Here is a 14745-nt window from a genome sequence, read left to right on the forward strand (position 1 = left end):
ACCCAGACCATGATTAATTCGGAGAGAACAATGGCAGGCACCAATTCACCAAAGACGCTTTATGATAAATTGTGGGACGACCATTTGGTCAAACAGCGTGATGATGGCTCATCGCTTATCTATATTGACCGCCAATTATTGCACGAGGTAACCAGTCCGCAGGCGTTTGAGGGCTTGGCTTTGGCAAATCGCACCCCTTGGAGATTGTCGGCGAATATTGCAACGCCTGACCATAATGTCCCTACCTCACCCAAAGAGCGTGCAGAGGGCATATCAGGCATTGAAGATGACATCTCTCGCATTCAAGTCAAAACGCTTGATGATAACTGTAGAGCTTTTAATGTCATGCAATTTGGCATTAATGATGAGCGTCAGGGCATTGTGCACGTGGTAGGACCAGAGCAGGGTCTGACCTTGCCTGGCATGACGGTGGTGTGTGGCGATAGCCATACTGCAACGCATGGAGCTTTGGGTTGTTTGGCACATGGTATTGGTACTAGTGAAGTTGAGCATGTGCTTGCCACTCAATGCTTGGTTGCCAAAAAAATGAAAAATATGCTTGTGCGTGTTGATGGTAAATTGGGCAAAGGTGTAACCCCTAAAGATGTGATTTTGGCAATTATTGGCAAGATTGGCACGGCAGGCGGAACAGGCTATGCGATTGAATTTGGCGGTCAGGTATTTCGTGATATGTCCATTGAGGGGCGTATGACTGTATGCAATATGGCGATTGAGGGCGGTGCTAGGGTTGGTCTTGTGGCAGTAGATGATAAGACGATAGACTATGTCAAAGGTCGTCCTTATGCCCCAACCGGCGAGAATTGGGAGCGTGCAGTGGCATATTGGCAGACCTTGCATTCTGATGATGACGCCCATTTTGATACAGTGGTGGTAATCAATGGCGATGAAATTGAACCACAAATCTCATGGGGGACTTCGCCTGAAATGGTCATTCCTGTATCTGCTAATGTGCCAATGCTTGATGACGCACGAGACGATGTCCAAAAAAGCGACTGGGCAAGAGCTTATCAATACATGGGGCTAACAGGCGGTCAATCTTTGAGTGATATTGCTCTTGACCGTGTATTTATTGGCTCTTGTACCAATTCTCGGATTGAAGATTTGCAAGAAGCTGCTAAAATTGTCAAAGGCAAAAAAGTCGCTCCCACGATTAAGCAAGCGATGGTAGTGGCAGGCTCTGGACTTGTCAAAAAACAAGCTGAAGAACAAGGCTTGGATAAAATCTTTATAGAGGCGGGGTTTGAGTGGCGACAGCCGGGCTGTTCAATGTGTCTTGCGATGAATGCTGATAAGCTACAAGCAGGCGAGCATTGTGCCAGCACATCTAACCGTAACTTTGAAGGTCGTCAAGGTAATGGCGGTCGTACGCACCTTGTTAGCCCTGCTATGGCAGCGGCAGCGGCAATTCATGGGCATTTTGTGGATGTCAGAACAGTTGCTTAATGCAGTTAGGCAGTTCATTATCACATGGACTGCCTTACCAAATATCGTCAAATTTTAAAAGGAGCTGAATATGAACGATTTATCTTTAAACCCTTATTTGGAAGTCCGCCAACCCGCCCAACCACAAGGCGAAATGGTATTAAAATGTGCCGACATTAGCGAAGGTAGCACGCTATCAAGCGACTATGTCGCCAATATTTGGGGCTACACAGGGGGCAATGTTAGCCCAGAACTAAAATGGGAAAATGCTCCAAGCGAAACCAAGAGTTTTGTGCTGACCATGTATGACCCAGACGCACCAACAGGCTCAGGGTTTTGGCATTGGAATGCGTTTAATATTCCTGCTGATTGGACTGAATTACCAAAAGGTCAATCTAATGATTTTGGCAATGGCGTTTTGGAATTAAAAAATGACGCAGGATTGGACGGCTTTATTGGGGCATTTCCCCCGCAAGGCGACAAACCGCACCGTTATATTTTTACCTTGTACGCCTTAAATGAAATGCTAGATTTACCAACCACGATTAGCCCTGCGGTATTGGGATTTAATTTAAATGGTAAAGTGTTGGCAACAGCAAGTTTGACGGCTTATTATAGCTGGTAAGTTTAAATTAAAAGATAAAATAAAAGTAATGTGCGTATCACGCACCACTGAAAGAAAAAACTCTTATGTGTGTAATACGCACCTTACAAAAAGGCAAAAATTATGAAACAATACACCAAACAAATCGGTATCGTCGCCCCCTTAGACCGTGCCAATGTGGATACGGATTTGATTATTCCTAAGCAGTTTTTAAAATCCATTAAACGCACAGGTTTTGGCGATAATTTATTTGATGAACTGCGTTATCTGGACGAAGGCTTTTTAGGTCAAGATATTTCTAAACGCCCAAAGAACCCTGACTTTGTATTAAACCAAGAGCGTTATCAAGGAGCAACGATTCTGTTGGCACGAGACAATTTTGGTTGTGGCTCTAGCCGTGAACACGCCCCTTGGGCATTAAATGAGTATGGTTTTCGCACCGTGATTGCTCCAAGTTTTGCCGATATTTTTTATAACAACTGCTTTAAAAATGGCATGCTCCCTGTGATATTAACAGAAAGCGAAGTTGATGAATTATTTAAAAAATGTTTTGAAAATGTTGGCTATCAATTAACCGTAGATTTGGAACATCAAAAAGTCATTAGTCCAAGCGGTAAAGAATATGCCTTTGAAGTAGATGGCTTTCGCAAACACTGCCTATTAAATGGCTTAGATGATATTGGCTTGACCTTGCAAAATGCCGATGATATCAAGGCATTTGAAGAAAAAGCCCGTGCGGAGAGACCGTGGGTGTTTGCTGAATTAAACGCATAAAAGGGATAAAAAATGAGCCATTTTTCAGCAGTTGGATTTATTATTGAGTCAAATGATGACATTGGTGAAATTATTGAAAAAATTTTACCATATGCTGAACATCGTAGTACGCACGATAAGCTAAGTTATTTAAGTTATACCGACCCAAGTGGGGTGCAAATTTGGCTTTGTGGTAATAATGACAGCAGAGAAATCGTCAATGTATTTCCGTGCTTTTCACCAAAAACATCACAAATATTTGGTATGAATGCGGTTGCTCCGATTGAACAAGGACAATTTGGCGATGGCATGGCTTGTGGCTGGCTTAATGTGAGCGAATATGATAAAGATGATGGTTGGTGTGACGGTATCTACCCATTAACTGTTGAACTGCCCAATTATTTGGATTATCAAGCCGATGACAAAATTCGCACCGCTTTTTTGACATTATTTGCTGAAGATGTTGATATTTTTGCTGATGTAGATGCTTTTAATGATTGGCAAAAACGAGATGATAATGAACTTGGTTTTAGTTCGGAATTTTTTTCGCCAAGCGGTATGTTTTCCGATGATGAACAGGACGAACCAACTGCTATTGTCTTAGCAGGACTTACTGTCATTGAAGCTGAAAAACGAACCAATACCATTACAAATCGTGAGTTTTATTGGTGTCGTGCTAGCACCTATGGCGGTGAGTATGAAGCTGTTTTTGACCTTGATATGTTTGATGATGTGCCAAAGTCAGGAAATGTGATTTTCGGTAATTATTGGCTGACAGGGCAATTTGAATAATCTTAAAAAGGAAAAAACTATGACAAAACACATCGTAATTTTAAACGGTGACGGTATTGGACCTGAAATTGTTGCCCAAGCGGTTAAAGTTTTGGATAAGCTGATTGAACAAGGCTTAGAGGTCAGCTACAAATACGCCAAATTGGGCGGAGAGGCTTATGATGCTTATGGCTCGCCGTATCCTACCCAAACTCAAGAGATTGTGCGTAAAGCCGATGCGGTATTATTGGGAGCGGTGGGGTCGCCACAATATGACAATTTAGACCGCCCATTACGCCCAGAGCGAGGGCTTTTGGCAATTCGTAAAGACTTAAATTTGTTTGCCAATTTGCGTCCTGCGATTCTTTACAAAGAATTAGCGAACGCTTCCACTTTAAAGCCTGAAATCGTATCAGGGCTAGATATTTTAATCGTGCGAGAGCTGACAGGCGATATTTATTTTGGTGAACCACGAGGTATTATTACCAACGATAAAGGCGAGCGTGAGGGCTTTAATACGATGCAATATAGCGAGAGTGAGATTCGTCGCATTGCCAAAGTATCTTTTGAAGCCGCCCAAAAAAGAAATAAAAAATTGTGCTCTGTGGATAAGGCGAATGTACTAGAAACCACCGAACTGTGGAAACAAATTTTTACTGATATGGCAAAAGAATATCCAGAGGTTGAGCTGTCTCATATGTATGTGGATAATGCGGCAATGCAACTGGTCAAAAACCCTAAGCAGTTTGATGTTGTTGCTACAGGCAATATTTTTGGTGATATCTTATCCGACCAAGCAAGCATGCTGACAGGCTCCATTGGCATGCTACCGTCAGCAAGCCTTGATGAAAACGGCAAGGGGCTTTATGAACCAAGCCATGGCTCTGCTCCTGATATTGCAGGACAGGATAAGGCAAATCCGCTGGCGACCATTTTATCGCTTGCGATGCTTCTTCGCTATAGCTTGGGCGATGAAAGTCGTGCCAAGCAAGTGGAATGTGCGGTACAAAAAGTGTTGGCAGATGGCTATCGCACGGCAGATATCTATGAAGAGGGTACTAAATTGGTCAGCTGTAGCAAGATGGGGGAGGCGGTGCTAAATGCAATGTAAGTGCATTGCATGAAAGATAAAGCAGAGATCAGATGTCTCTGCTTTTTTATGATATTTTTTTATTTGCAAACTATTCTCATTATGTTATAATAAGTTTTCTTAGATGGAAAATATACCCATTAAATTTTCGGTATGCCGTCCGTTCCTGTCGGTATATTATATCATAAAGCAGTAGGCTAACATGAGTGATGTCAATTCTATCTCTAAAAATAACATCAAACTGATCGCCCTTGGGGTCGCACTTGCATTGCATGGTTTAGTGGCTGCGGGCTTGGCAAAAATGGAATTTCCTGAGCTAAAAACACTAAAAATCACGCCACCTATCAAGGTGGAAATTATTGAGCCTGTCAAAGAAGTCAAGATTGAACAAGTGCTAGATGAGGTTGTCCCCATGCTAAAACCCATCAAGCCCATCACCGCTCCAAAAGTTGAAAAAAATCCTGATCCACGACCACCAGCTCCCAAGCCGAAAGCTGAGCCAGTCAAAGAACAGCCCCAGTTAAAACCCCCACCAAGTGAGCCACGCAAACAACAAGAGCCACAATTAGATCCGCAAGAAGTCAATCGCCAAGCGGAAATTTTAGCAAAGCAACAGGCTGAAGCACAAGCAAGATGGGAGGCTCAACAAAGAGCCGAAGCGGAAAGACAAAGACTAGAAAAGGCTGCCGCCGAAGCAGCACGACAAAAAGCAGAGGCGGAAGCGAAAGCTAGAGCCGAAGCAGATGCTCGTGCAAAAGCTGAAGCAGACGCCAAAGCAAGGGCAGAGGCTGAAGCTGCCGCAAAAGCAAACAACGCATCCAATCATGCCAGTAATCAAATTGGTCGTGGTACAGGCACTCAAATTGGTGATATCACCATTTCTGCCGCTAAAGCGAATGCCAGTTGGCGACGCAAGCCAAATTTTTCCAATGTTGAAGTGAGTGAGAATGCTAAAGTTGGCACCATATCATTTACCGTTCATCTAAAAATTGATGAAAAGGGCAGAATCATCAGTGCCACAGGGGTAAATACTGGCTTGGGTAAGAATGTTGATAGGCAGATTATCAAAGCTATTAGAGCAGCATCTTTTAATCCCTTTAAAGATGAGCGGGGTAATCCAGCTCAAGGTACGGCAGTTTTACCGATGAGCTTTAATATTCGTTAGTTTAATAAAAATTTAGATTTTTATGAGGAAGTTTTATGGATTTTGCATTTTATTGGGGTCATACTGACGCCGTTAGTAAGGCTTTATTCTTCATCTTATTTGCCCTATCTATCATCTCGTGGGTAGCAGGCATTGTGCGTGTTGTACAGTCATCTCGACTGGGCAAACACATTGGCGATGATCTAAGACAGTCCGTCTTGCCAAGTGCGGATGTGGCTGGTTTGGAATTTAGCCAAAGAAAAATGATTGTTGAGCAAAAATTATTGCAAAAAATTGCCAACTATCGTTTTGAGATGGAAAAAGGTCTACCGATTTTAGGTACGACTGCTGCTATCGCACCATTCATTGGTTTGTTTGGTACGGTTTGGGGTATCTTTCATGCTCTACATAGCATCGCTAAAAGTGGACAAGCTGGCTTGGCACAGGTGGCAGGACCGGTGGGCGAAGCACTGATTATGACAGGTTTAGGCTTGGCGGTTGCTATCCCTGCGGTACTATTTTACAATATTGCCACTCGCATGAACCGCCGTGCCATTCATGTTGCTAATGATACCGCACATCAAATCTTGGCAGAAACCGCCAAATAAGGAGTAAGCGATGGCTTTTGAACTGGGAGACAGCGACAATCAAGGCATGAGTGAAATGAATCTTATTCCACTCATTGACATCATGCTTGTACTCATGATTATCTTTTTGGTAACGGCAACGGTTCTAAATCCGACTGTACCACTAGATCTGCCAAAGACCACTGCTACCGTCAATGAACAACCACCCCAAGTACTACAAATTAGTATTGATAGTCATGGTGATATCTACTGGGACAGTGAGAAAATTAGCCTTGCTGAGCTGGAACAACGCTTTGGGAATGAAGTCGCTAAGGGCGATGACCCACAAGTGCATCTGCGTGCTGACCGTGAAGGCAAATACGATATGGTTGCACAAGTATTGGCAACGGCAAGTAGTGCAGGACTATCTAAAATTGCTTTTGTGAGTGAGTGATTCTAAATAAAAAATAAGCCTTGATGACAGGCTTATTTTTTACAAAGATTTTGCCGATGAAGAAAAGTTGTTCATTCAACCATCATCACACCAAGCTCTTTTAGTTTTTGTTGCCATGTATGATGATGGCTATTTTGAGCATCATCAATACCTGCTAAGCGAACCACTAAGCCTGTCTGTGCCAATGCCATAATCCGTCTTACCATGCCACGGTCGGGCAAAATATGCACATCAATGATAAGATAAATGAAAGCATTGGCTTGTTTGGCGGTGTTGATGGCAAGCATTAAGCTATTTTTATCGTTAATTACTCCAAATTCATGGCAGATATTCACAGGTTCTGTTGTGTTAATGGCATCATTCATGGGGTATTCTAACGTTGCTAAGATGAATGATTTATCATGCACATCAATGATGGGCTGGCTACTTAGTGTGTCTGGGCGATGATCATCTTGATCAATGATATGCTGACTAAATTGACGAATTAAATTGGCATAATAATAAGACTTGATATCAATCGTAAAATAAGTAGCAGATTTCACCACGCATACCACATAACCCATCAATCTAGGCAAGATACCATATAAAACGATACATAGCATGGTAAGCCAAGCAAACCGAGCGTTCTGTTCGCTTTTGGGCATATCCGCACTGGGTAAATCAAAACCAAAAACAGTAGGCAAGGCCCCAAACAAATTCATGAACTTGGCAAAATGTATGTCGGTCAATAAGGTAGATTCCCATATAAAGTCATAATGACGAAATAAGAATAAACACAGCAATGCCACTAATGTTCCAAACAAAGACGACAGCCAAGCTTGATGTATGATTTTGCCTATATACCATCTTTTGATGGGGCGATGAATGTCGGATTGCAGAGCGAATGCGTGTTCAAGAACAGTGGGGTTGTCAGGATTGATGAGTTGGTACAGCAATGGTTTTTTTAGAGTAAGTTGTTCATAAACCACCATAAAAAAAGACTCATCATCTCGTCTAAATAGGCTGTATAGCCACCAAAGCATTGATAAAGTATGCCAGCCTAGTACTGCCAGTACCACATAAAAGAAATTCACCACCTGTGAGCCAAGCAATCCAAAAACACCGACAAACCCAAGCAAAAAACATCCCATACTAAGCAGTTGCGATGAGCCTTTGATGAGTTTTTTGGACTGGGTTAGTGTGCTTGCAATTTTACCATTACTGTCAATCCTGTATGCTCTGGTTAGGATTTTGTCAAGGGGTGTACCAGTATCTGTTTTGATGGCGTCTGTGATGGTCTTTGGATTTTGAGCAAAAATAAAACGGTTTTCTTCAAGTCGGCGTACCAATTCGGTATGCTCGTGGTTTGGGGCGTGTGTCATAACATCACCTGATTAAAGTGGCGTTGGAGAGATGATTTAAGATGATTAAAAGCAATTGTCTGGTAAATAATGACTCAATCAAGCGTCATGAGTCATGTTCTAATGATTGTAACTGCTCGGTTAATTGTGCTAACTTTGTCCGTATTTCGTCATTATCATGTATAGATAACTGCTTATTGAGTTTTTTAATCTGAGTTCTAAGTTTGGCAGCAACGATGGTGTTTTTTGCTGTGATTGGGTCAATGTTTGGCGTGGTGGTGTGATTGTGGGTGGTGCTTAGGACATTTGCCATCGCTGACTCGACAGTACTGACCACAGGTTTTGCACCTTGCTTAATGGTGGCTTCAACACGGTTTAAATGCTGATGGTAGCGTTGTCGGAGATGATTTTGCTCTTGGGTGCGAGCCGTATCATCAAGTGTGCGTACATGTGCAACCAAATCAATGCAGTCCACAGGGCATGGAATCAGACATAATTCGCAACCTGTACAAAGCTCGGTAATGATACTGTGCATGTGTTTGGCTGTGCCGATGATGGCATCAACAGGGCAGGCAGGAATACACTTAGTGCAGCCAATACAGTCTGCTTCTTGTATGACGGCACGCATCTCACTGGGTCGGTTTGTCTTGGGGTCGGTTTGCCATTTGCTTGGTGTGGCAGTCATGGGTAGAACACCCAAAATCTGTGTGATACCATCAGTAACCACCTGACCACCTGGTACGCATAAATTTGGTGGTTCTTGATTCATGATGACACCGTGAGCATAAGGCAGGCAACCATCGTGATGCCCACATTGCCCACATTGGGTTTGTGGCAAGATGGCATCTATCTGTGCGATGGCGATGCGTTTGTTCTTGTCAATCTCATCTAGGGTTAATGGTGAGAATAGTACAGGAAGGTTGTCTAATCGGTCGGTAGCGATGCTCATATTTTATCAAATTCAAATGGCGGATAAAGATTCGTCAATGCGAACGACTGCTTGAATAAGCTCGTAAGCTATCGTGCCTTTACTGGGTATTTTTGGCAAATGCTTGATATCAAAAAACTGTGCATCAGCCAGTTCATTCTCCTGTAGGTGAATGTTACCACTTTGATAATCAGCAATAAAGCCAAGCATTAGATTGCTTGGATAAGGCCATGGCTGACTACTTAGATATCTGGCATTCGTGATACATAGTCCAACTTCCTCTTGCACTTCACGAACTACCGCCGCCTCTAGCGACTCGCCTGCCTCTATAAAGCCTGCAATCAGACCATACATGCCTGTATCTTTGTGGTGGTGATGATGAGCAAGTAGTATCTGGCGACAATGGGTATCAGGACAAACACGAGTAATGGCGACGATGACACAGGGTTGTACTCGTGGATAGGCTCTATGATGACAATGGCGACAGACCATGGCGTGTTCGTACTGATGAACATGGGTGGGTTTGCCGCAGCGAGAACAAAAACGGTGGTCGCTTTGCCATAAGATCAGCTGTATGGCACGGCTAATGGTTTGTGCCATTGATGTATCTAGCATGCCTACGATATGACGATAGCTCAAAAACTGTAGGGACTTATGCTTGGCATGAACGCAGATATTGCCGTGCATACCGATGAGCTTGGCATTAAGAGCGTCATCTTTTGAGATGGCAAATGGATGGATATCTAGGCTACTACTGGTAGGCTTGTTACCATGAATCTCGCCAAATGCTAAGGATATCATCTGATCATGAAATGGTCCAACAAAAAGCACAGGACAGCTTTGCTCATCACACAGTACGCTGTCTTTGTCAATCACAAAGTAACGAACAGTCATGATAGCACCGATTCACGCCACGCTTGGTCGGCAGACTCATCGCTGACTGATGCTTTAAGCATGGTTGCAAATTCTGCCAAGCTAGAAAAGCCCGATGCAGCGGTTAGACCAGAGCCATCGTCATCTGTATATTCCATGTGCATGGCAATTTGTCCGCCTGTCATGGCAAGATAAACTTCTGCTAAAATCTCAGAGTCTAATAAAGCTCCGTGGAAAGTACGATCTTGTTTACCGACATCTAAACGACGCACGAGTGCATCAAGAGAGTTTTTTTGACCAGGGTAGAGTTCTTTGGCGATGGCAAGCGAGTCGGTTACTTTGACACGCTCGTGAAAATCTCTCAGTCCCACTTTGGCAAATTCCATGTTCAAAAACCGCATATCAAATGATGCGTTATGTGCTATGATTTCGCTATCCACCATGAATTCATAAATGGCATGAGCCACATCAGCAAACTTTGGTTTATCCACCAAAAATTCATTGGCGATACCATGCACTCGAATGACCTCTTCATCCATTACTTTGTCAGGGTTGATATAGACATGTAGTTTGTTGCCAGTAAAACGGCGACCAACCATCTCAACAATACCCACCTCAACAATGCGGTCGCCACCTCGGTCATCAAAACCTGTGGTTTCTGTATCCATAATCAGTTGTCGGTTGCTGACACCACGATTGACAGGTTTTGGTAATATTGCCCAAAAGTCCGGATTAACCCTGCGGGTATTGCCATCATAATTGGGATTTTGGTTGTCATCTGGGCTGATGGTAAAGCCAAGCGATGCAGATGATCTGTCGTCTGCATTGTCTGCTGATTGGTTATTATTGTCTGCTATATGAGTGTTTTTTTGACCGACAGTTGAGTCATTGTCGTTGTTATTATTTTGATTGTCATTACCATCGTGAGCAATGAATGACTCGCCTGCACCCAGAACGCCTTGATTGGCAAGTATGTCTGCCATCTCATTGCCTGCATGACCTGCATGACCTTTAATCCATTGCCAATCAATGCTACGACCTTGTGTTAATTGATCAAGCTCCTGCCAAAGCTCAACATTTAGCACGGGCTTTTTATCAGCTTTTTTCCAGCCGTTATTTTTCCAGTTAAAAATCCATTTGGTAATACCGTCTTTGACATAGCCAGAATCTGTCCAAATCTGAATGGGCATCTTAAAGGGTGTACGCTTTAGGGCAACAATTGCCGCCATTAGCTCCATGCGGTTATTCGTTGTGTCGCTCTCTCCGCCCCATATATTTAGTATATCGCCATTAGGGTATAAAATGTGTGCCCCAAAGCCACCCACTGATGCACCTTGCTTGCCATTACCCTTACAAGCCCCATCTGTATATGCAACAATAAAATCTTTCATAAACCACCACCAAAGATAAATGATGCGTCATTATAAATCATCATGCTTGTTTTGTCATTTTAAAGGCAGGGCTAAAGGTAAAAATTCGTAGATTTGTGCAGTTTTTTATGACAAATTTGTTATAATAAGGTCTTATCATTCGCCCAATTATAAAGTTTTAATCAACCAGTAATCTGCCATGACCGAATTATCTCATCGCTTTGAACGCCAGTTCCGCACTGATGCTATTTTTGCCCCAAAAGGCACTACGCCCATTTTTACTACTCGTCCCTTATTTCTTGAAATTGGTGCAGGCAAGGGAAAACATGCCTTATCGTTTGCCAAACAAAATCCTGATAAACATATTATCGCCATCGAACGCACTCAAGAGAAGTTTTTGGCATTCAAAAAACAAGCGGATGGTGAAAATCTGGATAATCTGACTGCTGTACATGCCGATGCCATTGCTTATACCGCACATCATATCCTGCCCAATTCTTTAGATGGCGTATTCATTTTATACCCCAATCCAGAACCTGCCAACAAAAATCAGCGTTGGCTGAATATGCCATTTTTTGAGTTTTTGGTATCACGACTAAAAGCAGGGGCAACCATTACAATCGCCGGTAACATTGGTGAATACATTGACGAAGCACAAAAACTACTTGATGAAGTGTGGCTACTGCCTTATGAACGATGTGTGATTAAGAGTGATTCTGTTCGTACACATTTTGAAATTAAGTACCTAGCACGGGGTGAAGTTTGTCAAGAATTGACCATCTTAAAGCCCAACTACTACCAAACTCGTTTTGATGATGCTGATGGTCAAAAAAGCAATCAAGCCATACAAGCAGACCATGACGCATAATCATACGCCCATTGTTGCCATCATTGGGGCAGGGGCATCAGGGCTTATGGCAGCAGAAATACTTTCGGCATCAGGCATTAGTGTGCAGGTCTATGAACAGATGCCAACAGCTGGTAGAAAGCTACTCATGGCGGGCAAAACAGGGCTAAACATCTCGCACAGTGAGCCACTTGATGAGTTCATCACTCGTTATAGCGATGTGCGTATCGGTAACTGGGTGCGTCAGTTTCATGCTAATGACATTCAAGCGTGGATGAGTGGACTTGGTATTGACAGTTATATTGGCTCAAGCGGACGAATTTTCCCTACGCAAATGAAAGCGTCAGCACTACTAAGAGCGTGGTTGCACCGTCTAGATGAACAGGGTGTGTGCATCTACTATCGACATCGTTGTACTGACATTCATGATGACATGGCAACTTTTAGCATACATGATAAAGATGGTCAGCCGATAGGGGTAATTAGTCGGTCTTTTGATATTATTATCTTGGCGTGCGGTGGTGGCTCATATGCTCGCTTGGGTAGTGATGGGGCGTGGCAAGCGTGGTTTGGTCAAGATGAGCTAACCCCTCTTTATGCTAGCAATGTTGGCATAGAGCGTACATGGTCGCCTTTTATGCACAGCCACTTTGGGCAGGCATTAAAGCGAGTAAGGGCAAGTGTTGGTAAGCATACAGATTATGGCGATATCATCATCAGTCATTATGGCATGGAAAGCGGTGTTATCTATAAACTTAATCGCTCCATGAAAGATGAACTAGACACGCAAGGAAAAATCTGCCTAACGCTTGATTTGTTGCCTGATAAGTCGCCCCAATTCATTACCAAAGTCTTTACGCAAACCAAAAAACAATCTTTAAATAACCTGTGTCGAAAAATAGGGCTTGACCCCATTAAAACCGCTTTATTAAGAGAATGCACCAACAAAAACGATTGGTCAGATTTTCAAAAAATGGCTAGTTTTATCAAGGCATTACCAATTTATTTTGACGGCTTTCGTCCTATAGATGAAGCGATTAGCACAGGTGGTGGGGTGAAATTATCAGCATTAAATCACACCCTGCAATCACGACACAATCCACACCTATTCGTAGTAGGAGAGATGGTGGATTGGGATGCACCTACAGGTGGTTATCTATTAACTGCTTGTCTTGCCATGGGTCGAGCGGTAGGGCATCATATAGCTACCTTATTGAATAAAAATACCAAAACATAGCCCAATAACAGCAATGATTGACTGGTGCTATGGTATGGGTGGCTTTGATGAAAAATAAATCTTACGCCATTGGCTTTCGCCCAAAAATTTAGTGCGAAAAACGCCAATTTTTGTGCACAATCTGCTACAATACCAACAGATTCATGATGAATGATGGCGATTTTAGCTGTCTACTTGATTATCTATAGGAATTTTTTATGAAGCGTCTTGCTAATTTTTGTGCAGGTCCTGCATCAATGCCGACCACTGTTCTCCAAAAAGCCCAAGCTGAACTGTTAGATTGGCGTGGCACAGGAACTTCTGTGATGGAGATTAGCCATAGAAGTGCTGATTATATTGAGATTGCCACCAAAGCTGAGCAAGACTTGCGTAAGCTGATGGGTATTGGCGATGATTATGCGGTGCTGTTTTTGCAGGGTGGGGCGGCATTGCAGTTTTCAGCCATACCACTAAATCTACTCAATGGCGGTACGGCAGACCATTTGATTACAGGTAGTTGGTCACAAAAGGCGTATACAGAAGCCAAACGCTACGAATCTCTTGGACTTGGTAAAATCAATCTGGTTGCCCAAGGCGATGGTACTGATGTGCCAAGCATGGATACTTGGCAGCTGTCCGATAAGGCGACATATTTTCACTATTGCCCAAATGAGACCATTCATGGTGTTCAGATATTTGAGACACCAAAAGTAGATGTTCCTATTGTGGCAGATTTTTCATCTTGTATTTTATCCACACCCATTGATGTTAATGACTTTGGCGTGATTTATGCAGGAGCTCAAAAGAATATCGGTCCTGCAGGGCTAACCTTAGTGATTATTCGCAAAGACCTGATGGAACAAGCATCTGCATGGTGTCCAAACATCATGAACTACAAAAATCAATTTGACAATGACAGTATGTTAAATACGCCATCAACTTATGCATGGTATCTGTCAGGTTTGGTATTTGAGTGGTTATTGGATAATGGTGGGGTAGATGCTATTGCCAAGATCAATCGTAAAAAAGCTGACTTGCTTTATCGCACCATTGATGAGAGCGATTTTTATGCCAACAAGGTCAATCCGCAGTATCGCTCCATCATGAATGTGCCGTTTCAGCTGGCGGATACAGCCTTAGATAAGCTGTTTTTAGAAGAAAGTAAAAAAGCAGGACTGCTAAACTTAAAAGGTCATCGTGTTGTTGGCGGTATGCGTGCTAGTATTTACAATGCCATCACCTTAGAGCAGGTGCAGGCACTGGTGGCATTTATGAAAGACTTTGAGCAAAAACACGCTTAATGCACATCATTACCAAAACCAAAGGTATGTGATCAAAGCCAAAAC

The 14745-nt window shown here is 42.9% G+C and carries 15 protein-coding genes; 11 read left to right on the forward strand and 4 right to left on the reverse strand.

Annotated elements, in window-relative coordinates; genetic code table 11:
* Positions 1–30: 30 nt before the first annotated feature.
* From leuC to LU276_RS04630, 8 genes are all read left to right on the forward strand, one after another.
* On the forward strand, positions 31–1464 hold the full coding sequence (gene leuC, locus LU276_RS04595) for a 3-isopropylmalate dehydratase large subunit (protein ID WP_284674462.1): 1434 nt from the start codon (positions 31–33) through the stop codon (positions 1462–1464).
* Between the two features lie 70 nt (positions 1465–1534).
* Complete coding sequence (locus LU276_RS04600; RefSeq protein ID WP_284674463.1) at positions 1535–2068, forward strand: YbhB/YbcL family Raf kinase inhibitor-like protein; 534 nt, start codon at positions 1535–1537, stop codon at positions 2066–2068.
* A 102-nt stretch (positions 2069–2170) separates the two neighbouring features.
* Positions 2171–2821: a 3-isopropylmalate dehydratase small subunit gene (gene leuD / locus LU276_RS04605; RefSeq protein WP_284674464.1), complete on the forward strand. Its 651-nt coding sequence runs from the start codon at positions 2171–2173 to the stop codon at positions 2819–2821.
* Between the two features lie 12 nt (positions 2822–2833).
* A complete protein-coding gene (locus LU276_RS04610; RefSeq protein ID WP_284674465.1) occupies positions 2834–3592 on the forward strand; it encodes a hypothetical protein in 759 nt (252 codons plus the stop codon).
* Positions 3593–3611: 19 nt separating this feature from the next.
* Positions 3612–4682 (forward strand): 3-isopropylmalate dehydrogenase, encoded by a 1071-nt coding sequence (gene leuB, locus LU276_RS04615; protein ID WP_284674466.1) that lies wholly within the window; start codon positions 3612–3614, stop codon positions 4680–4682.
* Positions 4683–4863: 181 nt separating this feature from the next.
* Entirely contained in the window at positions 4864–5826 is a 963-nt protein-coding gene (locus LU276_RS04620) for an energy transducer TonB (protein ID WP_284674467.1), read from the forward strand.
* 35 nt (positions 5827–5861) lie between these two features.
* Positions 5862–6413, forward strand: a complete 552-nt coding sequence (locus LU276_RS04625) for a MotA/TolQ/ExbB proton channel family protein (protein ID WP_284674468.1) — start codon at positions 5862–5864, stop codon at positions 6411–6413.
* 10 nt (positions 6414–6423) lie between these two features.
* Positions 6424–6825: an ExbD/TolR family protein gene (locus tag LU276_RS04630; RefSeq protein ID WP_284674469.1), complete on the forward strand. Its 402-nt coding sequence runs from the start codon at positions 6424–6426 to the stop codon at positions 6823–6825.
* 71 nt (positions 6826–6896) lie between these two features.
* On the opposite strand, the gene LU276_RS04635 is transcribed toward LU276_RS04630, so the two are convergent.
* The 4 genes from LU276_RS04635 to dnaQ all read right to left on the reverse strand — a co-directional run bounded on the left by LU276_RS04635 (position 6897) and on the right by dnaQ (position 11357).
* Complete coding sequence (locus LU276_RS04635; RefSeq protein ID WP_284674470.1) at positions 6897–8186, reverse strand: DUF2868 domain-containing protein; 1290 nt, start codon at positions 8184–8186, stop codon at positions 6897–6899.
* Positions 8187–8271: 85 nt separating this feature from the next.
* Entirely contained in the window at positions 8272–9114 is an 843-nt protein-coding gene (locus tag LU276_RS04640) for an RnfABCDGE type electron transport complex subunit B (protein WP_284674471.1), read from the reverse strand.
* 12 nt (positions 9115–9126) lie between these two features.
* Positions 9127–9987, reverse strand: a complete 861-nt coding sequence (gene nudC / locus LU276_RS04645) for an NAD(+) diphosphatase (RefSeq protein WP_284674472.1) — start codon at positions 9985–9987, stop codon at positions 9127–9129.
* On the reverse strand, positions 9984–11357 hold the full coding sequence (gene dnaQ, locus LU276_RS04650; protein WP_284674473.1) for a DNA polymerase III subunit epsilon: 1374 nt from the start codon (positions 11355–11357) through the stop codon (positions 9984–9986). Before dnaQ ends, nudC begins: the two co-directional genes overlap by 4 nt.
* 178 nt (positions 11358–11535) lie before the next feature.
* On the opposite strand from dnaQ, the gene LU276_RS04655 reads away from it, so the two are divergent.
* The 3 genes from LU276_RS04655 (at position 11536) to serC (ending at position 14700) form a co-directional block, all read left to right on the forward strand.
* Positions 11536–12204, forward strand: a complete 669-nt coding sequence (locus tag LU276_RS04655) for a class I SAM-dependent methyltransferase (RefSeq protein ID WP_284674474.1) — start codon at positions 11536–11538, stop codon at positions 12202–12204.
* Positions 12194–13420, forward strand: coding sequence for a TIGR03862 family flavoprotein (locus tag LU276_RS04660; protein WP_284674475.1), 1227 nt, complete (start codon positions 12194–12196; stop codon positions 13418–13420). The genes LU276_RS04655 and LU276_RS04660 overlap by 11 nt, the downstream gene beginning before the upstream one ends.
* A gap of 197 nt (positions 13421–13617) precedes the next feature.
* Positions 13618–14700: a 3-phosphoserine/phosphohydroxythreonine transaminase gene (serC, locus tag LU276_RS04665; RefSeq protein ID WP_284674476.1), complete on the forward strand. Its 1083-nt coding sequence runs from the start codon at positions 13618–13620 to the stop codon at positions 14698–14700.
* Positions 14701–14745 lie beyond the last annotated feature (45 nt).

The sequence above is a fragment of the Moraxella haemolytica genome, from assembly GCF_030177935.1.
In the GTDB taxonomy this organism is placed as follows: Bacteria; Pseudomonadota; Gammaproteobacteria; order Pseudomonadales; family Moraxellaceae; genus Moraxella; species Moraxella haemolytica.

Excerpts from the sequence above, each read along its gene's own strand:
- leuC (WP_284674462.1), top strand. The coding sequence starts at position 31 with ATGGCAGGCACCAATTCACCAAAGACGCTTTATGATAAATTGTGGGAC.
- LU276_RS04600 (WP_284674463.1), top strand. The coding sequence starts at position 1,535 with ATGAACGATTTATCTTTAAACCCTTATTTGGAAGTCCGCCAACCCGCC.
- leuD (WP_284674464.1), top strand. The coding sequence starts at position 2,171 with ATGAAACAATACACCAAACAAATCGGTATCGTCGCCCCCTTAGACCGT.
- LU276_RS04610 (WP_284674465.1), top strand. The coding sequence starts at position 2,834 with ATGAGCCATTTTTCAGCAGTTGGATTTATTATTGAGTCAAATGATGAC.
- leuB (WP_284674466.1), top strand. The coding sequence starts at position 3,612 with ATGACAAAACACATCGTAATTTTAAACGGTGACGGTATTGGACCTGAA.
- LU276_RS04620 (WP_284674467.1), top strand. The coding sequence starts at position 4,864 with ATGAGTGATGTCAATTCTATCTCTAAAAATAACATCAAACTGATCGCC.
- LU276_RS04625 (WP_284674468.1), top strand. The coding sequence starts at position 5,862 with ATGGATTTTGCATTTTATTGGGGTCATACTGACGCCGTTAGTAAGGCT.
- LU276_RS04630 (WP_284674469.1), top strand. The coding sequence starts at position 6,424 with ATGGCTTTTGAACTGGGAGACAGCGACAATCAAGGCATGAGTGAAATG.
- LU276_RS04635 (WP_284674470.1), bottom strand. The coding sequence starts at position 8,186 with ATGACACACGCCCCAAACCACGAGCATACCGAATTGGTACGCCGACTT.
- LU276_RS04640 (WP_284674471.1), bottom strand. The coding sequence starts at position 9,114 with ATGAGCATCGCTACCGACCGATTAGACAACCTTCCTGTACTATTCTCA.
- nudC (WP_284674472.1), bottom strand. The coding sequence starts at position 9,987 with ATGACTGTTCGTTACTTTGTGATTGACAAAGACAGCGTACTGTGTGAT.
- dnaQ (WP_284674473.1), bottom strand. The coding sequence starts at position 11,357 with ATGAAAGATTTTATTGTTGCATATACAGATGGGGCTTGTAAGGGTAAT.
- LU276_RS04655 (WP_284674474.1), top strand. The coding sequence starts at position 11,536 with ATGACCGAATTATCTCATCGCTTTGAACGCCAGTTCCGCACTGATGCT.
- LU276_RS04660 (WP_284674475.1), top strand. The coding sequence starts at position 12,194 with ATGACGCATAATCATACGCCCATTGTTGCCATCATTGGGGCAGGGGCA.
- serC (WP_284674476.1), top strand. The coding sequence starts at position 13,618 with ATGAAGCGTCTTGCTAATTTTTGTGCAGGTCCTGCATCAATGCCGACC.